General features: G+C 74.7%; 16 protein-coding genes and 1 tRNA gene. 9 read left to right on the plus strand and 8 right to left on the minus strand.

Translation table 11 applies throughout. The features are described from left to right. Positions 1-55: 55 nt before the first annotated feature. The 4 genes from BUE45_RS21075 to BUE45_RS21090 form a co-directional block, all read right to left on the minus strand. Positions 56-129, minus strand: a tRNA-Val gene (locus BUE45_RS21075). Positions 130-195: 66 nt separating this feature from the next. Beyond that, positions 196-654: a peroxiredoxin gene (locus BUE45_RS21080; protein ID WP_073381113.1), complete on the minus strand. Its 459-nt coding sequence runs from the start codon at positions 652-654 to the stop codon at positions 196-198. Between the two features lie 100 nt (positions 655-754). Beyond that, positions 755-1180, minus strand: coding sequence for a DUF3052 domain-containing protein (locus BUE45_RS21085; protein WP_073381114.1), 426 nt, complete (start codon positions 1178-1180; stop codon positions 755-757). 179 nt (positions 1181-1359) lie between these two features. Further along, a complete protein-coding gene (locus BUE45_RS21090; protein WP_073381115.1) occupies positions 1360-1770 on the minus strand; it encodes a secondary thiamine-phosphate synthase enzyme YjbQ in 411 nt (136 codons plus the stop codon). 129 nt (positions 1771-1899) lie between these two features. Here BUE45_RS21090 and BUE45_RS21095 point away from each other — a divergent pair, with 129 nt between their 5' ends. After that, entirely contained in the window at positions 1900-3555 is a 1656-nt protein-coding gene (locus BUE45_RS21095; RefSeq protein ID WP_073381116.1) for an alkaline phosphatase D family protein, read from the plus strand. Between the two features lie 200 nt (positions 3556-3755). Here BUE45_RS21095 and BUE45_RS21100 read toward each other — a convergent pair whose 3' ends face one another. Both BUE45_RS21100 and BUE45_RS21105 read right to left on the minus strand, forming a co-directional pair. After that, positions 3756-4826: a hypothetical protein gene (locus tag BUE45_RS21100; protein WP_073381117.1), complete on the minus strand. Its 1071-nt coding sequence runs from the start codon at positions 4824-4826 to the stop codon at positions 3756-3758. 311 nt (positions 4827-5137) lie between these two features. Then, entirely contained in the window at positions 5138-6352 is a 1215-nt protein-coding gene (locus BUE45_RS21105; RefSeq protein ID WP_073381118.1) for a PucR family transcriptional regulator, read from the minus strand. 254 nt (positions 6353-6606) lie between these two features. Here BUE45_RS21105 and BUE45_RS21110 point away from each other — a divergent pair, with 254 nt between their 5' ends. The 5 genes from BUE45_RS21110 to BUE45_RS21130 all read left to right on the plus strand — a co-directional run bounded on the left by BUE45_RS21110 (position 6607) and on the right by BUE45_RS21130 (position 11572). After that, positions 6607-7587: an ACP S-malonyltransferase gene (locus tag BUE45_RS21110; protein ID WP_073381119.1), complete on the plus strand. Its 981-nt coding sequence runs from the start codon at positions 6607-6609 to the stop codon at positions 7585-7587. 4 nt (positions 7588-7591) lie between these two features. Further along, positions 7592-8548, plus strand: coding sequence for a beta-ketoacyl-ACP synthase III (locus tag BUE45_RS21115; protein WP_073381120.1), 957 nt, complete (start codon positions 7592-7594; stop codon positions 8546-8548). A gap of 62 nt (positions 8549-8610) precedes the next feature. Then, complete coding sequence (locus tag BUE45_RS21120) at positions 8611-8850, plus strand: acyl carrier protein (RefSeq protein WP_073381121.1); 240 nt, start codon at positions 8611-8613, stop codon at positions 8848-8850. Between the two features lie 133 nt (positions 8851-8983). Continuing rightward, a complete protein-coding gene (gene fabF / locus BUE45_RS21125) occupies positions 8984-10222 on the plus strand; it encodes a beta-ketoacyl-ACP synthase II (RefSeq protein ID WP_073381122.1) in 1239 nt (412 codons plus the stop codon). A 171-nt stretch (positions 10223-10393) separates the two neighbouring features. Next, complete coding sequence (locus tag BUE45_RS21130; RefSeq protein WP_378657815.1) at positions 10394-11572, plus strand: EAL domain-containing protein; 1179 nt, start codon at positions 10394-10396, stop codon at positions 11570-11572. A 171-nt stretch (positions 11573-11743) separates the two neighbouring features. Here BUE45_RS21130 and BUE45_RS21135 read toward each other — a convergent pair whose 3' ends face one another. Further along, complete coding sequence (locus BUE45_RS21135; RefSeq protein ID WP_178378605.1) at positions 11744-12679, minus strand: SGNH/GDSL hydrolase family protein; 936 nt, start codon at positions 12677-12679, stop codon at positions 11744-11746. Positions 12680-13361: 682 nt separating this feature from the next. Between BUE45_RS21135 and BUE45_RS21140 the strand changes: the two genes are divergently transcribed. Continuing rightward, the gene (locus BUE45_RS21140; protein WP_073381124.1) at positions 13362-15623 is read left to right on the plus strand and encodes a hypothetical protein; all 2262 of its coding nucleotides are present in this window, start codon (positions 13362-13364) and stop codon (positions 15621-15623) included. A gap of 113 nt (positions 15624-15736) precedes the next feature. Continuing rightward, a complete protein-coding gene (locus tag BUE45_RS21145) occupies positions 15737-16498 on the plus strand; it encodes a DUF2470 domain-containing protein (RefSeq protein WP_342746031.1) in 762 nt (253 codons plus the stop codon). 90 nt (positions 16499-16588) lie between these two features. Here the strand turns inward: BUE45_RS21145 and BUE45_RS21150 are convergent, their stop codons facing one another. Further along, positions 16589-18010 (minus strand): aminotransferase-like domain-containing protein, encoded by a 1422-nt coding sequence (locus BUE45_RS21150; RefSeq protein ID WP_073381125.1) that lies wholly within the window; start codon positions 18008-18010, stop codon positions 16589-16591. Here BUE45_RS21150 and BUE45_RS21155 point away from each other — a divergent pair. After that, on the plus strand, positions 18009-18902 hold the full coding sequence (locus BUE45_RS21155; protein ID WP_073381126.1) for a DMT family transporter: 894 nt from the start codon (positions 18009-18011) through the stop codon (positions 18900-18902). The genes BUE45_RS21150 and BUE45_RS21155 overlap by 2 nt on opposite strands. Positions 18903-18934 lie beyond the last annotated feature (32 nt).

The following is an 18934-nucleotide window of genomic DNA, read 5'->3' on the forward strand; positions in this document are numbered from 1 at the left end:
AAACGACCCCGCGAAGCGGCCGAAGGCCGCCGAACAGGGTCGTCCGAGAATGGAGTGGGCGCGAAGGGACTCGAACCCCTGACCTATTGCTTGTAAGGCAATTGCTCTGACCAGCTGAGCTACGCGCCCTTGCGTCGCAGGCGATCATACCGCTTCGGGGCGGCGGCCCGCGCGGGGATTTCCCCGGCCCCGGGTTCACGCCAGCGCGCGCAGGTGCTCCAGGTAGGCGTCCGTGTCGCGGGGCTCCGAGATCGGGGCGAGGGTGCTCCAGCGGACGACGCCCGCGGCGTCGATGAGGAAGGTGCCCCGGCGGGCGGTGCCGCGGACAGGGTCGAAGACCCCGTACGCGTCGGCGACGGCACCGTGCGGCCAGAAGTCCGACAGCAGGGCGAAGGGGAACCCCTCCCGGTCCGACCAGGTGCGCAGGGCGAAGACCGAGTCGACCGAGACGGCCAGGACGGTGCCCAGCTCGGCGAGTTCCGCGTGGCGGGCGCCGAGCTCGGCCAGCTCCCCGGAGCAGACCCCGGAGAACGCCAGCGGGTAGAACACCGCCAGGACCGGCCGGCCGCGCAGCGCGGACAGTGCGGTGTCCCGCCCGTACTGGTCCTGGAGGGTGAAGTCGGGGGCGCGGTCCCCCGGGGTGATGGCCGTCATGTACTCGTTCGTTCGGTCGTGTGCGGGCGTCCCTCAGCGCCGCGCGCCCGCAGGCGGGACGCGCGGCACCGGATTCCTCACCCCGTACGGGTGACGTCCGTCACCGCTTGGGCACGACCAGGCGCGTTCCCGACCAGTCCGCCCCGACGCTCACAGCACTGGTCTGCGACAGACCGGAGGTGCTGGCCGCCTCGGCGACGTCGCTGGGGGACACGTGCAGTTCACGGCCCGCTTTGGGGGTCAGGACCAGGATCGTGCCGCCGTCCGCGATGGTGGTCACCACGTCGACGAGGGCGTCGGTCAGGTCGTCCTCCTCGTCGGATCGCCACCACAGCAGCGCCGCATCGACGTCGCCGTCGTAATCCTCGTCGACCAGCTCCTCACCGGTGAGCTCGGCGATGGATGCGCGCAGGCCCTCGTCGACGTCGTCGTCGAACCCGAATTCCTGCACCACCTGACCCGGCTTGAATCCGAGTCGGTCAGCCAAGTCACGCTCGCTCTGTGCCTGGCCCGCGGTCGCGCTCACGAAAGTTCTCCTCCACAGATGGTTTTTCTCAATCTTGCCTGCACGAAGCAGTTGTCACAACGATGCCGGGCCTTTTCCGCCGCCCGTCACGTGCGTCCGCGACCATCGCTGATGGCCTAGTTCACACGCTAGCGGTCCCGTCCGTCAACGTGTTCCCGGCGCCGGGGCGCCCCGGCGGCTCACCCCGAGGACAGGAACGACAGCCGGACCGTGCGGTCCGGGTTGTCCACGTTGAGGTCGACCACCGCGATCGACTGCCATGTTCCCAGCCCGAGCCGGCCCGAGAACACCGGAACGGTGGTCTGGGGCGCGATGTAGGCCGGCATGACGTGGGACCTGCCGTGTCCCCGTGACCCGTGCTCGTGCCGCCACCGGTCGTCGGCGGGCAGCAGGTCGTCGAGGTTGGCCAGGAGGTCGTCGTCGGAGCCCGCGCCGAGTTCGATGATCGCCACACCCGCGGTGGAGTGCGGAACGAAGACGTTGAGCAGGCCGTCGCCGCCGCTCTGGGCGACGAACTCGTCGCACTGGCGGGTGATGTCGGTGATGCTCTCCGATCCGCCGGTGTGCAACTCCAGGATCTGTGTCCGCATAGCGCCACCTTCGCGCAGGTGGGGCTCTCGTGCAACCATCCCGTTTTCGGCCTGTGGATGGCGATACGGTCCGGGAGGGGCCATACTCGTCCACTACGTGCGTCGACCCGGCCGAAACGAGGGAGAACGGTGACCGCCTCTTTACCGCTGGGGCCCGTGCTGCGGCACGTCGGCCCGACATCCGCCACGGTGTGGGTCCAGGCGTCCGCGCCCGGCCGCGTCCGGGTGGCGGCGCAGGGCGGTGTGACGGCGGTCGCGGACACGTTCACCGTGCACGGCCACCACTACGCGGTGTGCGAGGTCGTCGGCCTGGAGCCGGGCTCGGCACCGCCCTACGAGGTGTTCCTGGACGAGGAGCGCGTGTGGCCGGAACCGGACTCGGCGTTCCCGCCGAGCACGCTGCGCACCCTGGACCCGGACGCGCCGACCCGGCTGCTGTACGGGTCGTGCCGCACCCCCACCGGTGACACCCCGGAGGGCGTGGTCCGCTACGGCCCGGACCTGCTGCGCGCCACGGCCCGGCGGCTGGCCCGCGAGCCGGTGCGCGACAACCTGGTGATGCTCCTCATCGGCGACCAGGTCTACGCCGACGAGATCCAGGAGCCGATGCGGGCGTTCCTGCGCGACCACCGGCGGGAGAGCGGGGGGGAGGGCCCCGACGGCGAGGTCGTGCACTTCGACGAGTACGCGGAGCTGTACCGGCGGGCGTGGAGCGATCCGCAGGTGCGCTGGCTGCTGTCGACGGTGCCGACCCTGATGGTGTTCGACGACCACGACATCCGCGACGACTGGAACACCTCCGCGGCCTGGCGCCGGGAGATGGACGGCCGCCCCTGGTGGCGCACCCGGGTCACGGCGGGGCTGGGCGCCTACTGGGTGTACCAGCACCTGGGCAACCTCTCCCCCGCCGATCGGGACAAGGACCCGCTGTGGGCGCGGGTGCGCGAGGCACGGCTCGACGCCGGGGACGAGGTGGACGCGTTCGCCCTGCGGGCGCACGAGGAGCCGGAGTCCTACCGCTGGAGCCACCGCCACGACCTGGGCGGGGTGCGGGTGCTGATGCTCGACACCCGGTGCGGGCGCGCCCTGGGCGAGGGCGACCCCTCGGACGGCTCCCGGTCCATCCTGGGGCCGGGCGGGCACGCCTGGCTGGACGAGAACCTGACCGGAGGCCCCGACCACGTGGTGGTGGCCTCGACGGTGCCGGTGCTGCTGCCGCCCGCGGTCCACCACCTGGAGGCGTGGAACGAGGCGGTGTGCGCGGGCGCCTGGGGCGGGTGGCTGCGCGGACCCGCCGAGCGGCTGCGCCAGGCCCTGGACCTGGAGCACTGGGGCGCCTTCCGGTACTCGTTCGGGCGGCTGGCGGACGCGGTGGGCCGGGTGGCGAGCGGCGAGCGCGGCCCCGCGCCGGCGTCGGTGCTGCTGCTCAGCGGGGACGTCCACTTCTCCTACACCGCCCCGGTCCGCCACCGGGACGTGGGCGGGGACGGCTCGACCATCCTCCAACTGGTCTCCTCACCGCTGTGCAACCGGCTCCCGGCGAACTTCCGCCGGATGGCGCGGCTGTCGGCGAGCGCGCCGGTGCACCTGGCGGGGCGGATCATGACCTGGCTGGCGCGGGTGCCGCCCTCGCCGCTGCGCTGGCGGCTGTCGTCGGGGCTGTACTTCGGCAACACCATCGGCGAGGTCGCCTTCGCGGGACGCACGGCGCGGGCGAGCTGGTACCACGTGGCGGAGGGCGGGCCCGAGGCCCTGCCCGAAGTACGGTCCGCCGTGGACGTGTGACCTGGCGGCCCGCGGGAATCCGGGCGCCGCTCCGGGGGCGTCCGCCGACCCGCCCGCGCCGTCGGTGGCGGGCGGGTCGCGTTTCGCCGCGGTCCCCGGACGGCGGGAGCCGGCCGTGGCGGCCCGTACCGGGGGCGTGCACGGGCGGGGGCGGCCGGCCCGGAGCGGCCGCGGGGTCGGGGCGGCCGGCTCCGGGACGGTCAGGGCTTGCGCGGGTGGGGCCGGGTGCTGGAGTGGCCGCGGCGGCTCTTGCGGACCGCCAGGCCCAGTGCTCCGCTGCCCCGCTCGATGAACTGCCGGGCGGCGCGGTTGACGGTGGCGCGCGGCCCGGAGGCCTCGCGCTTCTTCTCGGCGGCGTCCTCGGAGCCGCCGTCGGGCGCCTGCGCGTCGGCGGCGGCCTCCCCGCCCAGGTGCGGGAGCACCGCGGTGGGCTCGACCGAGTTCAGGTGCGGCAGGACGGCGGTGGGCTCCTCGTCCCGCCCGTTCCCGGCGTCCCCGGTCTCCCGCGGCGCGTCGTCCGCCTGCGCGGCCCGGTCCGAGCCCAGGTGCGGGACGACGTCGGTGGGCTCGTCCGCTCCCGCGGCCGGCGGGGCCACCGGGCGGAGCAGGTCGGTGCGCTCGTTGGCGGACACCGCCTCCTCGCGGCTCTCGGGCTCGGCCTCCTCGCGGACGGCCCTGCGCCAGGCCCGCTCGACGAGCTTCTGCCGCATGGACTCGCGGGAGCGCTCGATCCGGCGGGAGCGCCAGGCCTTGGCGGCCGGGGTGATGACGGGCCAGGTGACCTTGGCCGGCCGGGAGAGCGCGTGCCACAGGTAGGCGGTGGTGCCCCACGCCTCCATGGCGCGGCGGGCCCGGGTGATGGTGAAGAAGGTCGGCATCGCCAGCAGCAGCTGCGGCAGGCCGAGGACCAGGGCCGCGATCAACGGGTAGAGCCCGCCCCCCACCAGGGCCGCGGCGGCGCCGATCACCATCGTGGTCAGTGCCAGGGCGATGCGCAGTCCGGTGAACTGCCGGAACCGGTGCAGCGCCCGGCGGGCAGAGACCGGCGGGGCCAGCCCCTCGGGCAGCGGGGTGGGCTGCACGATGAGGGACATCAGCAGAGTGCCCACGCCCACGCTCGTCGCCAGCAGGATCGTCCATCCCGCGGCCGACAGGGAGCCGCCCACGATCAGGGCGACCAGCCCGGCCACGGGAAGCGGTGCGGGCACCCAGAACAGCACCCGTCTGCGCAGCTCGCCCTCCTGCGTCGGCTGGAGAACGAACTCGGTCACCGGATTATCGGTCCGGGACCACTTCCTCGGTCGCTCGACCACTGCGTTGACCCCCAAGAACGTCGTGACCCGACGGCGCGCGAAAGCCCTCGCCCGGGAGTGCCCTCAAACCAAGCGGGCCTCGCGCTTCACCGTTACAAAGCTATCCCTTTTCATGCGGTCCCCGGGCGCACACGGGCAGTAATAGACATACCCGGCGCAGGTGAAACTCGGATAAGGGCGCACGCATGGTGGACTAACGATCAGGTTACGTCCCGGGTTCCCCGTTGGACAGTGTCCGGGCGGGTCGAGGACGAATGACACATCCCACGTCAACCGTCGGACGCCTCGGAGAGTCGGCCCAGCGCGACCGCGATGCGCAGCACGAACGAGCCCCGCCCGTCGGAGGGGGTGCGCCCGGTCAGCTCGGCGATCCGGCTCAGCCGGTAGCGCACCGTGTTGGGGTGGACGAAGAGCATGCGGGCGGTCGCCTCCAGCGACGACGCGTGCTCCAAGTACACCGACAGGGTGTCCAGCAGCGGCGACCCGGCCCCGGCCAGCGGCAGGTACACCTCGCGCACCAGCTGGGCGCGCGCCTCGGCGTCCCCCTGGAGCGCCCGCTCGGGCAGCAGGTCGGCGGCCGGCACCGGGCGCGGCGCGTCCGGCCAGGCCACCGCGGCCCGCAGCCCGCTGACGGCGGCCCGCGCCGACGCGCCGGCCGACCGCAGGTCGGGCACCACCGGGCCGACCACCACCGGCCCCGGGCCGAACAGGCCGGCCAGGGGTTCGGCGGCGGCGCCGGGGAGGTCTTCGGCGGGGTAGCGCTCGCCCACACCCACCACGACGACCACGCGCCTGCCCTGCGCCCCGGCCAGGACGTCGTGGCCCAGGCGGCGCGCGGCGGCGCGCAGGTCCTCCAGGACCTTGCGCTCGTCGTCGCCCTCGCTCACCTCGCCGGCCAGGGTGATCACCGGGGTGAGCCCCCAGCCCAGCGCCGACCCCCAGGTCTGGAGCCCGTCCTCGCGGTCCCCGTGCAGCAGGGCGTCGACGATGAGCGCCTCCAGCCGCGCGTCCCAGGCCCCGCGCGCCTCGGCGGCCCGCGCGTACACCTTGGCGGAGCTGAACGCGACCTCGCGCGTGTAGCGCAGCACGGCCTCGCGCAGCTGCTGGGCTCCGCCGGGCGCAGCCAGCTCGTCGACCTGGGCCTCGACGACGTCGATGACGACGCGGATCATGTCGACGGTCTGCTGGAGGGAGACCGACCGGGTCAGCTCGCGCGGGGCGGTGCCGAAGACCTCGACGGTGATGGCGGGCCGGCCGCGCCCGGGGTTGCGGAACCAGTCGACGAAGGCCGCCACGCCGGACTGGGCGACCAGGCCCACCCACGAGCGGTCCTGGGCCGACATACGGCGGAACCAGCCGAGGCGGTCCTCCATGCGGGCGACGGCGGCTGTGCCCAGCGTGCCCATGGAGCGCTCCAGGCGGCGGACCGTCTCGGCGCGGACGCGCTCCTGCTCGTCGGTCCCGGCGTTCTCATCGGTGTTCACCCCCTTAGGTTCGCATCCCCGGTCCCCGGGGGCTGCGGCCCGCCCCGCCGCACCGGCCTGTAGGTGCGCCGCAGGGCGCGGGAGGGCCCCCGGAGTGCGGCGATGTAACGTCGGAGGGTGACCCCTCTCACCGGGCCGCGGGCTTGCGGACGCGCGCGGGACGCGGGTTTGTGGGGTTCCCACAAGCACCCCCGAGTGAAGTTCGTGTGCCTCCCCCTCCAACCGGTGATCTCCTACAGGGCAAGGTGGATGTCGTGCTTGTAATCGTTGCTCCCGGCCAAGGTGCCCAGGTCCCCGGATTCCTCTCCCCGTGGCTCGAACTGCCCGGCGTCGCCGACCGGCTCGCCGCGTGGTCCGAGGTCGTCGGGCTCGACCTGGTGCGCTACGGCACCACCGCGGACGCCGACGAGATCCGCGACACGGCCGTCGCGCAGCCGCTGCTGGTCGGCGCGGGCCTGATCGCGGCCTCCGAGGTCCTGGGCCCGCTCACGTCGCCCTCCCCGGCCCTGCCGGCGGAGGCCTCCCACGTGGACGCGGTCGCCGGGCACAGCGTCGGCGAGTTCACCGCCGCGGCGGTGGCCGGGATCCTCTCCCCCAAGGACGCGCTGTCCCTGGTGGCCGAGCGCGGCCGGGGCATGGCCGACGCCGCCGCCCGCACCGAGACCGGCATGACCGCCGTGCTGGGCGGCGACCGCGACCAGGTGCTGGCGGCCGTCGCCGCCGCCGGGCTCACCCCGGCCAACGACAACGGCTCGGGCCAGATCGTCGCCGCCGGCACCACGGCGCAGCTCGCGGCGTTCGCCGAGAACCCGCCGGAGAAGGCGCGGCTGCGGCCCCTGTCGGTGGCGGGCGCCTTCCACACCGGGCACATGGCCCCGGCCGTGGAGCGCGTGCGCGCCGCCGCCGGGCTCCTGTCGCCCTCCGACCCGGTGGTGCCCATCCTGTCCAACGCCGACGGCGCCGTGGTCGGGAGCGGCAAGGAGTACCTGGACCGGCTGGTCTCGCAGATCTCCTCCCCGGTGCGCTGGGACGCCTGCACGCGGACCCTGGCGGACCTGGGCGTCACCGCCCTCATCGAGCTGACCCCCGCGGGCACGCTCACCGGCCTGGCCAAACGCGCCCTTCGCGGCATCGACCTCCTCGCGGTCAAGACGCCCGAGGACATCGAGCGCGCGGGCGCCCTCATCAAGGAGCACGCGGGGACCTCCGCCGCGGGCACCGACCAGGAAGGCTGACCCCATGTTCCCCACCCCGAGCGTCCCCGGCGGCGCGGCGATCCGTTCCTTCGGCGAGTACCAGCCCTCCCGGGTCGTCACCAACGCCGACCTGGAGGAGCGGGTCGACACCAGCGACGAGTGGATCCAGAGCCGCGTGGGCATCAAGGAGCGGCGGGTCGCCGGTCCCGAGGACTCCGTGGCGAGCATGGCCGTGGCCGCGGGCGGCAAGGCCCTGGCCGCCGGCGGGCTGTCCCCCGAGGACATCGACCTGGTCATCGTGGCCACCTGCACCCCCCAGGACCAGATCCCCAACACCGCGGCCACGGTCGCCGCCCGGCTGGGCATCGTGGCCCCGGGCGCGTTCGACCTCAACGCCGCCTGCGCCGGCTTCTGCTACGCCCTGGGCGTGGCGTCGGACATGGTGCGCGCCGGCAGCTCCCGCAACGTGCTGGTCATCGGCTCGGAGAAGCTCACCGACTGGGTGGACTGGGACGACCGCTCCACCTGTGTGATCTTCGCCGACGGCGCCGGCGCGGCGGTGGTCTCCGCCTCGGAGGAGAACGCCATCGGCCCGGTGGTGTGGGGCTCCTCCGGCGAGCGCGCCGACAAGATCTACCTGCGCGACCACAAGTACCTCTGGCAGGAGGGCCAGGCGGTCTTCCGGTGGACCACCACCGAGCTGTACAAGACCGCGCTGGAGGCCCTGGAGCGGGCGGGCGTGGCCCCCGGGGAGCTCACCGCCTTCGTACCGCACCAGGCCAACCTGCGGATCATCGAGTCCATCGCCAAGAAGCTGGGCGCGCCCCAGGCGCTCGTGGCCCGCGATATCGTCACCGCTGGCAACACCTCCTCCGCGTCCATTCCGCTCGCGCTCTCGCGCATGATCGGACGCGGGGAGCTCCCCTCGGGGAGCACCGTCCTCACCCTGGGCTTCGGCGCGGGGCTGGTCTACGCCGCCCAGGTGATCCGCATCCCCTGACCCGCGGCCGGCCATCCGGACCGCATCCCCGTTCAACGAACACACGCAAGGAGAACAACGACATGGCTCACACCGAGCAGGAGATCCTGGAAGGCCTCGGCGTCATCATCGAGGAGATCGTCGGCACCGAGCCCTCCGAGGTCACCCCGGAGAAGAGCTTCGTGGACGACCTCGACATCGACTCGCTGTCCATGGTGGAGATCGCCGTCGCCGCCCAGGACAAGTTCGGCGTGGAGATCCCCGACGAGCAGCTGAAGGACCTCAAGACGGTCCAGGACGTCATCACCTTCATCCAGAAGTGACGCGTCCGGGTCGCCGGGGACACACGACCCCGACCCGGCGGCCCGTCCGGCCCCACACCGCCGGAACCACCCCAGTCATTCGCCACGCCCGGCCCCGCAGCCGGGACCGACCCACGAGAAGGGCGATCGGATCATGGCAAAGACCGATGTCGTCGTCACCGGCCTCGGCGCCACCACCCCGCTCGGGGGGGACGTCGCGACCACATGGTCCGCGCTCCTCGACGGCCGTTCCGGCATCACCTCGCTGCCCGAGGAGTGGCACGAGAGCCTTCCGGTGCACTTCGCCGGGCGCATCGCGCAGGAACCCTCGGAGAAGCTCCCCAAGCCGCGGCTGCGGCGGCTGGACCGCACGCAGCAGTTCGCGCTCATCGCCGCCCAGGAGGCCTGGACCGACGCCGGCACCCCGGAGGTGGACCCGCTGCGCCTGGGCGTGGTCGTCTCCAGCGGTATCGGCGGCATCCTGACCATCCTGGAGCAGTACGACATCTTCCGTGAGCGGGGCTGGCGGCGGGTCTCCCCGTTCACCGTGCCCATGCTCATGCCCAACAGCCCGGCCGCGGCCATCAGCCTGGAGTTCACGGCCCGCGCCGGCTCGCACGTGCCGGTCAGCGCCTGCGCCTCCAGCGCCGAGGCGATCGCCAACGGCGTCGACATGATCCGCTCCGGCCGCGCCGACGTGGTCATCGCGGGCGGCACCGAGGCCGCGATCCACCCGCTCAACATCGCCTCGTTCGCGTCGATGCGCGCGCTGTCCACCCGCAACGACGACCCGGCGACGGCGTCGCGGCCGTGGGACAAGGACCGCGACGGCTTCGTCATGGGCGAGGGCGCCGGCATCGTCATCCTGGAGTCGGCCGAGCACGCCGCCAAGCGCGGCGCCCGGGTGTACGCCCACGCGTCCGGCGTCGGCTACACCAACGACGCCTACGACATCGTCCAGCCCGACCCGGAGGGCGCGGGCCAGGCCCGCGCCATCACCCAGGCGCTGACCGACGCCGACCTCACCCCGGCGGACATCGTGCACGTCAACGCGCACGCCACGTCCACCCCGGCGGGCGACGTCGGCGAGACGCGGGCCATCCGCTCGGCGCTGGGCGACTCCGCCGCCGACCGGGTCGCGGTCACCTCCACCAAGTCCATGACCGGCCACCTGCTGGGCGGCGCCGGCGCGGTGGAGTCGATCGCCACCGTCCTGGCCCTGCACGACGGGCGCATCCCGCCGACCATCAACATCCAGGAGCTGGACCCGGACGTGGCGGTGGACATCGTCCGCGACAAGCCCCGGGACATGCCCTCCGGCGACGTCGCCGCGGTCAACGAGTCCTTCGGGTTCGGCGGCCACAACGTCGCCCTGGTGTTCCGGCGCGCCTGACCAGGTCAGCGCATACGCGAAGCCGCGTCGAAGGGCCCCGCCGTCACGGCGGGGCCCTTCTCGGTCACAGATGAAGAACAGGTGCCCGGGGGCCCCAACGGGCCGTGAAGGCGAGCTGAACACCGGCGAAAACACCTTCAGGTCCACGGGACGTGTCGTCACCATGGAGGGGTGACCACTGCGCACCCGCACCGGGCTCCCACGGTGACCGCTCCCCGAGCGGCCGGACCAGCGCCCCGTCCCGACCGACCGCCCCTGGACTTCCAGCCGATCGTCGACCTGGACTCGGGCGCGGTCGTCGCGGTCGAGATCATCTCGCCGGCCCCGGCCGCCGCCCGGAGCGGCTCGCTGGAGATGCCCGCGCAGGAGTTGGAGGCCATCGCGGAGTGGCTGCTGGCCCTGGTGCGCGAGTCCGCCGGGACCGAGAGCCTGCTGCCCCTGGTCCTCCCCCTGCCCGCCCGGACCCTGATGGCCCGCGACGGGTTCGTCGACCTGGTCGACAGCCTGCTGCGCCGGGCCGGGCGGCGTCCGCGCGACATCACCTTCATGCTCGGTGCCGACCTGGCCGACCTGCCCCGCAAGATCGTGGTGTCGGGCGTGGCCCGGCTGCGCACCGCGGGCTTCCGGTGCGGTTTCGGCACCGCGATGGTCCGCCCCGACCTGGTGGTCGAGGCGGCGCCCTTCCTGATGCGGATGGACCCGGGCATCGTGTCCGGGGTGGCCACCGACCAGCGGCACGCCACCGTGGTGGAGGGCCTGGCCCGGATCGGCCGCGGCAGCGGGGTGTACGCCATGGCCGCGGGGGTGGACACCGCCGAGGACGTGGTGCGGCTGCGCCGCTGCGGGGTCAAGGTGGGCACCGGCCCGTTCTTCGCCGAGACGGGCTGGCGGCCCGGGGGGCGGGTGACGCCCGTTCCCGAGCCCACCGCCGGGCGGGACGAGGCGGCGGACGACGGGCCGCGGGTCACCGAGTTCATGGTCCCGCCGGTGGGCTTCGACGCCGACACCACCACCGAGCAGGTGCTGGAGGCGTTCACCGACGACACCGCCCTCAACAGCGCGATCCTCATCGACCACCGGGAGCGCCCGGTGGGGGTGATCGACCGGACCCGGTTCCTGCTGTCGGTGACCGGCCGCTACGGGCACGCCCTGCACGCCAAGCGCCCGGCGATCCGGCTCGCCGAGTCGCCGCGCACGGTCCCGGCGTGGATGTCGGCGATCTCCGCGCTGCGCGTCGCGGGCCAGGACACCGAGCGGGTGTACGACGACCTCGTGGTGGTCAACGCCTACGGCCAGTGCCTGGGCATGGTGCACATCAGCGATCTCATCCAGTCCCTGTCCCGGAGCTAGCCGGCCGCGGGGGTCGGCCGACGCCCTCCCGGCCACCGGCCGCGGCCGCGCTCTCGCCGTCGAACGCGCCGGGTCCGTCCCGCCGCTGGTCCCGAGCCCCGGCCCCTCCCGCGCCGCGCAACGACGACGCCCCGCCCCGGATGCCGGGACGGGGCGTTCGCGCGCACGGGGTCAGTGCCGGGGCTCGGGACCCTTGACGCCGGACGGGCTGTTGGTGGGCTGCTCGGCGGCCTCCTCCAGCCGGGGCAGCGGCGAGCGCCCCTCGGCGATGGCGCGGGCGATGCGCTCGCGGTCCTGCTCGTCGTTGAGGTAGTCCAGGTCGGGGCGCCTGGGCAGCAGGCCGTCGCCGGAGGAGCGGCCCATGGCGCGGCGGCGCAGCCAGGGCACGAGGTGCTGGCGGGCCCAGCGGCGGTTCTCGCGGCGGCGCAGGATGGCGGGCAGCTGCCGGGGCGGTGTGGTCCACGGGTCGGCCCAGGACTCGCGGGGCCCCATCGGAAAGCCCAGGAGGTCGGCGATGCGGGCGGCCACGATCTGGTGGCCGGTGCCGTTGAGGTGCAGCCGGTCGTCGCTCCAGGCGCGCGGGTCGGTGAGCGCGTTGAGCGCCCACATGTCGACGATCTCGGTCCCGGTGCGCTCGGCGATCGCGCGCATGTGCATGCTGAACACGGCGATGCGGCCGCGGTAGTAGCGCAGCACGGGGATCCAGCCGGTGTCGTGGCCCGAGAGGATGACGGTGCGGATGCCCGCGTCGCGCAGGCGGCGGATGCCCCGTTCGAACTCCTCCGCCAGGTCGTCCAGGTGGGTGCCGGGGCGGAGCACGTCGTTGCCGCCCGCCAGCACGGTGACCAGGTCGGGCTTCCACTCCAGGGTCTGGTCGAGCTGCTCGCCGAAGATGTGCTTCATACGGCGGCCGCGCACACCCAGGTTGGCGTAGCGGAAGTCGGCGGTCACCTGGCCCAGGTGCTCGGCGAGGCGGTCCGCGAAACCGCGGTACTGGCCCCCGGGACCGCTGTCGTCCTCCATCCCCTCGGTGATGCTGTCACCGATCGCCACATAGGACCGGATGGGGTCCGGTCTGCGCGCGGGAGCGGTCACGGGGGGATTCATCTCAAGGTCTGTCACGTCAACCAATCATCCGGCTCTACCGTCCCACGCCGACGGGGCGCCGTAGGGTGCGCGGGTACGGAATCCTGGTACGGGTCGCGGTGGCGCCCCCCGTCTCCGAAACACCGTCGACCCCTGCGGCCGCGGGGCGGCCACCCGGCTCGAAGGTCGTTCGGGCGAGGACAGTGCCCGTCCAGCATACCCGGGCCCGCCAGGGTACCGCCGCTGACCGGGCGCCCCGGCGGGGCGCGCCCGCGTGCTCCGCCCGGCCTCGCACGGCACCGTTTCCGGGACGCGGAGCGGGCGTGAAGGCGCCGTGAACAACAACGTTTGCGAGCCGCGGGAAGAGCCAAATGTCCCTTATGAGGTGGATCACATCCCTCTGCGGCCCCACGTGGGCAAAGTCCCGCACAGAGGTGACGGGTACGGGGCGGGCTCGGCGCACCCCGCGGGGACGGGGTCGGCCTGGGGCTACCCATGTGGCCCCGGGGGACGTACGATCACCGGAAGTGCTCACGGCACCCCTGTCCCCCGGCCCGCCGTGCCCACCCGCGGCGACCCCCGTCCCCTCCCGGAACGGGCACCCCGCGGGTGAAGGGCGCGTACTGTGGTGCATCGAACCGAAGGCCCGTGCGGTTCCTCCCCAATTCACGTGCAGACACCAGGAGGTCGAGGTCCCCAGCGGATGAACGCCGTCTCTCCGATCTGCCTCGTCGACCTCGCACCCGCTCTGCGCTGGTCGAGGTCGCCTGATGTGGCTCCCCTGCTCCACCACGACCGGCTCATCGACGGCTGGTGGCACTCCCTGCCGGTCGCCAGGGTCCTGGAGATCGCCGGTCCGCCGTGGCTGGCGCACGGTATCGCGCGCCTGGCCGTGGAGCAGTGGGGGCACGTGCCCCTGGCCGAGTTCCTGCCCACCCTGCGCACCCTGGACGTGCACGGCGAGGACCTGGCCGAGCCGGTGCGCGGCGCGGTGCTGTCGACCGCCGGGGACTGGGACCACCTCATCTCCAGCCCGCCGCAGGAGATCGCCGCCTGGGCGCTGGGGGACTGCCACGTCATGGACGTGGTGAGCACCGTGGCCTGGCGCGCCCTGCAACCCTGCGGCGAACTGCCCGGCGGGCCCACCCCCTCCCCCGCTCTGATGCTGGAGGCGGTGCGCACGATCGCCCACTGGCTGCCCGAGAGCGCCCCCGAGCACGTGCGCAACGCCCTGGACTACCTGACCACCGCCACCGGCTCCGACCAGCCCTCGGCGGCCGGCGCCCCCGGGGGCGACCCCGGGCCGCCGCAGACCCCCGCCACACGGGCGATCCGCACCCTGCGGGCACTGCGCGCCCAGCGCGAGGAGGAGCGGCAGGAGCCCGTCCTGCCCGCCGCCGTGGGCGGGCACGAGCCGGTGCCGATGGCCATGGTCAGCTCCGCCGCGATGATCCCCGGATCCGCGCTGGAGGCGGAGGCCTCGCCGGGCGGCGGCGACCTGCGCTCGCAGTTCCGCAGCTCGCTGCTGGGCCCGGGCCGGACCCTGCGCAGGCCCAGCTTCGGTCCGCCCAAGCACCGCACCGAGCAGGAGGAGCGCCCGCCCGCCCCGGCACTGGGCGAGCACCCGCTGGTCGACATGGTCGAGGAGATGTTCCGGTCCTGGCCCGACCTGGAGCGCACGGTGGCCGCGGAGCGCCTGTTCGCCACCGACCCCATCAGCATCCGGGTGCTGGCAGAGCAGATCGCAGCGGACGTCACCGAACTGCGGGCAGCCCAGCGCCGGGTCGAGGAGCGGCTGCTGCGCTGGCTGAACTCGCCCGAGGGCGCGCCCGTCACCAAGCACCTGCGGGACATGTCGGAGCAGCTGGGCACCGCCACGACGATCGACCGGCTGATCAACGCCCACCCCGACCACGCGGTCGAGGTCCCCACCCTGAGCACACCGCTGTGGCGGGTGGTCATCACCCTGTTCACCGACCGCCGCATGCACAACGGCTGGCTCATCGCCGACGACCCCGGGCGCCTGCGCTGGCAGACCCGCGAGCTGCTGTCCGACGGGCCCGGCCTGACCGAGGCCGGGATCCGGCTCGGCCGGATCGGCATCCGCCAGCAGGAGCTGCGCGCCTGGCTGCTCAGCACCCCCGGGGTGAGCCTCCAGGACGGCCGGGTGCACGTCGACCCGTCGGTGCCGATGGAGGCCCCCGGCGGCCAGCCCGGCCACACCGCGCCCGACGACTCGGGGGCCACCACCGAGAACGGCCTGCCGATACGCCGCAGGCCGGACGGCCCGGCGCCCGAGCCGGCCCGCCCCGCCCCCGCCCCGTTCCCGCCCGCCGTGGACGTGCGGATGCCGGCGCCGCCGACGCCGGTGCAGGCGCCCCCCGCGGCGGTCCCGCCGGCGCCGTCGGCCGCGGGCCGGCCCGTTCCGGGCGACCCGGCCATGGCGGCCCGCTGCTTCCGGGCTCCGGACGGCCGCTGGTGGCACCGCATCGACATCACCGGAGACCACCTCAACGGCGCACCGGTGGCGGTCCCCCCCGGGTACGCCGGCCACCTGGGGCTCCAGCCGGGACGGCTGCTGTGCCTGACCGCCCCGGGCGCGGACCTGCTGGTGCTGGTCTGGCGCGACCAGCCCGCGTTCGACTCGCTGCGCCCGCTGCTGCGCAGGCAGGCGGCCCAGCCCGGCGACCGCGTGTTCATCACCGTGTCGGGCGACCGGCTGGACGCGCGCAAGCTGCCCGCGACCGACCTCAGCAACTACTCGCCGACCGCCCGCGCGCTGCACCTGAGCGGGTACACGGCACCCGCCTCCACCGAGGAGGCCCTGCAGATCCTCTCCCGCCGGATCACCGACAGCGACGAGCGGGCCCCCTCCGATCCGCCGTCGCTGGTCGACCTGCTCACCCGGCGGGGCGACAACGACATCGCGGGCGAGCTGCGCGCCGGCCTGTTCGCCGCGCACTAGCCCCCTCGCGTCCCAGGCCCCCGGTCCCCGACCGGGGGCCTGGTTTTTACCCCCGGGGGCTTCTCCCCCACCTCGCCATTCTTATAGGTTAGCCTTACCTAAGCATAGTTGAGGTGGTTCCCCTGTACACTTCCCGGCACCTGGCCCCGTCCCCGGCCGAACGCGCCCGCGCGGTCCTGGCCCGCCCCAACCCGGCGACCGTCACGACCCAGAGCGGCACCCTCCACCTGGTCGACCCCGCCTGCCACGTGCACCCCGGCGGCACGGTGAGCCTGCTGCTCCCCGACCGGCACCACCTGCTGGACGAGATGGACCGCGGGCGCACCGCGGCCACCGTGGAGTTCACCGACACCAGCGCCCTGGCCCTGCGCGACCCCACGCGCTCCCTGCTGTGGATCAGCGGCACCCTCACCGCGCTGGACGAGGCGACGGCGCGCATGCGGGCCCTGCGGCTGATCCGCGACGACCCCGACGAGCGCCTGCTCGACATCGGCCACGGCCGCACCATGGTCTCCCTGGATCCCTACCTGGTGGTGCACTCCGACACCGAGGGCTGCAACCTCCTCGGCAACGACGAGTTCCTGCGGGCCCGCCCCGACCCGCTGGGCCGCTGGGAGGGCCCCTGGCTGCGCCACCTGGAGGAGGACCACCCGGACCTGCTCGCCGCGCTGGCGCTGGCCTGCCCCGGGGACGTCCCCGCGGTCCACCCCCGACCCCTGGGCGTGGACCGCTACGGCATGACCCTGCGCTTCGAGGGTCCGGACGGCGACCACGACGTCAGGCTGCCCTTCGGCCGCCCCGTGGAGGGACCGCAGGAGGTCGCCGCCGAGGTGCACGCCCTGGCCGGGCTGCCCGACGCCTGCGGGCCGTACTAGGCGTGCCGGCCCCGAGGGCCGGCGGCGCCCGCCGCGGGCGCCGCGTCGTCGAACTCCGCCGGCCACCGCCGGCGGGGGCGGACGCGCCCCTCAGGGCAGGACCCCGGCCAGCCGTGCCACCCCCTCGGCGGCCTCGCGCGGACCCGACGTGTTCGCGTAGGCCAGCCGCAGGTACGGCGCGGGCGGCTCCCCAGGGAAGAACGGCCGTCCGGCCGCCACCTTGACCCCGGCGCGCAGCGCCGCACCCGCGACGGCGTCCTCGTCGGTGCCGTCGCGCAGGCGCACCCACACCTGGTAGCCGCCCGGCCGGAACACCGGTTCCACCAGCGGCGCCCGCTCCAGCAGGGCGGCCGCCACCGCCGTGCGCCGCCGGGTCAGCCCCTCCGCCAGCGCCCGCAGGTGCCGGCCCCAGGCCGGGGAGCCGACCAGTTCCAGGACCGTCTCCTGGAGGACGCCGGGCACGAACAGGGAGTCCACCACCTGGACGGCGCGCAGCCTGCGCAGCACCGGCCCGCGCGCCGCCAGGGCGCCGACCCTCAGCCCGGGGGAGGCCGCCTTGGTGAGCGAGTGGACGTGCACCACCGTTCCGTGCCGGTCGTCGGCGATGAGGGGCGGCGGCGGGGGCGGGGCGTCGGTGTGCGACAGCCGGCGCGCGTAGTCGTCCTCCACCACGAACGCGCCGGCCTCCCGGGCCGCGCGCAGCACTCCGGCGCGGCGCTCCCCCGACAGCACCGCCCCGGTCGGGTTGTGGAACAGGGGCTGGCAGACCAGCACCCGGGCGCGGGTGGCCGCGAACGCCTCCACCAGCAGCTCCACCCGCAGCCCGTCCCCGTCCACCGGGACCGGCACCGGGCGCATGCCCAGGGCGCGGGCGATCGCCAGCAGCCCCGGGTAGGTGGGCGACTCGACCAGGACCGGGGACCCGGGCGGGGCCAGCGCCCGCAGCGCGGTGGCCAGCGCGCTCTGCCCGCCGGCCGCGACGAGCACCTGCGAGCCGTCCAGCGACGCCCCGTCGATCTCCCGGGCGAACCAGTCGCGCAGCTCCGCCACCCCCTCCAGCGGCGGGCTCCCCCACGCCCCGGGGCGGCGGGCCGCCCGGCCCGCCGCTGCGGCCAGCTCCCGGTCGGGGCGCAGCGAGGCGTGCGGGTAGCCGCCGTGCAGGGAGACCACCCCCGCGGGGGCGGGGGCCAGGGTGGCGATGAACCCGGAGTCGTCCACGCCGCGCGCGATCCCGCCCGCCTCGGGCCCGGCGTCCAGGGCGACCTCCTGCCAGGAGGTGTCCCGGGCGGGCCCGCGCGCGGGCTCCCCGGCCCGGTAGGAGCCGGCACCGGGCCGGGTGACCACCAGTCCCTCGGCGACCAGGCGCGCCATCGCCCGGGAGAGGGTCCCCGGCCCCACCCCGTGCCGCTCCACGAGGGCCCGGCTGGCGGGCAGGCGCTCCCCCGGGGCGTAGCGCTCGAACTCCCGACGCAGGTCGTCGGCCAGATCACGGCCACTGCTACCGTTGTTCATGAGAGCACACGATAGCGCTACCGGCACTTCCGGGATAGCGGTTCCGCGCGGAGCGGCCCTGGCCCTGCTCGGGGTGACCGCCTTCTCCTTCACCCTCCCCTCCACCGCGCTGGCCCTGGAGGGCTTCGGCCCGTGGACCACCGCCGTCCTGCGGGCCTGCCTCGCCGGCCTGGTCGCCGCCGGGTGCCTGGCCGCGGTGCGCGCCCCGCTGCCCGGACGCGCGCAGCTGCCCGCCCTGGCCGCGGTCGGCGCGGGCTGCGTGGTGGGCTTCCCGCTGCTGACCTCGCTGGCGCTGGGCGGTACCGGAGTGGGCGACGCCGCCGTCGTGGTGGGCCTGCTGCCGCTCACCACCGCCGTACTGGCCACCGTGCGCGGCGGGGTCCGCCACTCCCCCGCGTTCTGGGCCGCCGCCGTGACCGGCGGCGCGGCCGTCGCCGCGTTCACCCTCGCCCGGACGGGCGGCTCCCCCGGGTCCGCGGACCTCCTGCTCGTGGGCGCCCTGCTCGCCTGCGCGTACGGGTACGCCGAGGGAGGGCGGCTGGCCGCCTCCATGCCCGGCTGGCGGGTGATCGCCTGGGGCCTGGTGCTGGCCCTGCCCCTCACGCTGCCCGCCGGGCTCCTGGCCCTGGTCCTGGAGCCGGCCGCGCCGACCCCCTCCGCGGTGGCCGGGCTCGCCTACCTCACCCTGGTCAGCCAGTTCGGCGGGTTCATACCGTGGTACCGCGGCATGGGGCTCATCGGTGTGGCGCGGGCGGGGCAGGTCCAGCTCGCCCAGCCCCTGCTCACCCTGCTGTGGGCGGTGCTGCTGCTGGGCGAGCGGCCCGACGCGGCGGCCCTGCCCGCGGCCCTCGTCGTCCTGGGCTGTGTCGCCGTCACCCAGAGGGTGCGCTGACACGGAGAAGGGCCGGGCACCCCGTGTGGGGT

Origin of the sequence: Nocardiopsis flavescens, from assembly GCF_900141985.1 — a bacterium.
Taxonomy (GTDB): domain Bacteria; phylum Actinomycetota; class Actinomycetes; order Streptosporangiales; family Streptosporangiaceae; genus Nocardiopsis; species Nocardiopsis flavescens.

Bases quoted from the DNA above. Each gene is read 5' to 3' on its own strand.
- BUE45_RS21115 (WP_073381120.1), top strand. From the start codon at position 7,592: ATGTTCCCCACCCCGAGCGTCCCCGGCGGCGCGGCGATCCGTTCCTTC.
- BUE45_RS21120 (WP_073381121.1), top strand. From the start codon at position 8,611: ATGGCTCACACCGAGCAGGAGATCCTGGAAGGCCTCGGCGTCATCATC.
- BUE45_RS21140 (WP_073381124.1), top strand. From the start codon at position 13,362: ATGAACGCCGTCTCTCCGATCTGCCTCGTCGACCTCGCACCCGCTCTG.
- BUE45_RS21155 (WP_073381126.1), top strand. From the start codon at position 18,009: ATGAGAGCACACGATAGCGCTACCGGCACTTCCGGGATAGCGGTTCCG.
- BUE45_RS21080 (WP_073381113.1), bottom strand. From the start codon at position 654: ATGACGGCCATCACCCCGGGGGACCGCGCCCCCGACTTCACCCTCCAG.
- BUE45_RS21090 (WP_073381115.1), bottom strand. From the start codon at position 1,770: ATGCGGACACAGATCCTGGAGTTGCACACCGGCGGATCGGAGAGCATC.
- fabF (WP_073381122.1), top strand. From the start codon at position 8,984: ATGGCAAAGACCGATGTCGTCGTCACCGGCCTCGGCGCCACCACCCCG.
- BUE45_RS21135 (WP_178378605.1), bottom strand. From the start codon at position 12,679: ATGAATCCCCCCGTGACCGCTCCCGCGCGCAGACCGGACCCCATCCGG.
- BUE45_RS21150 (WP_073381125.1), bottom strand. From the start codon at position 18,010: ATGAACAACGGTAGCAGTGGCCGTGATCTGGCCGACGACCTGCGTCGG.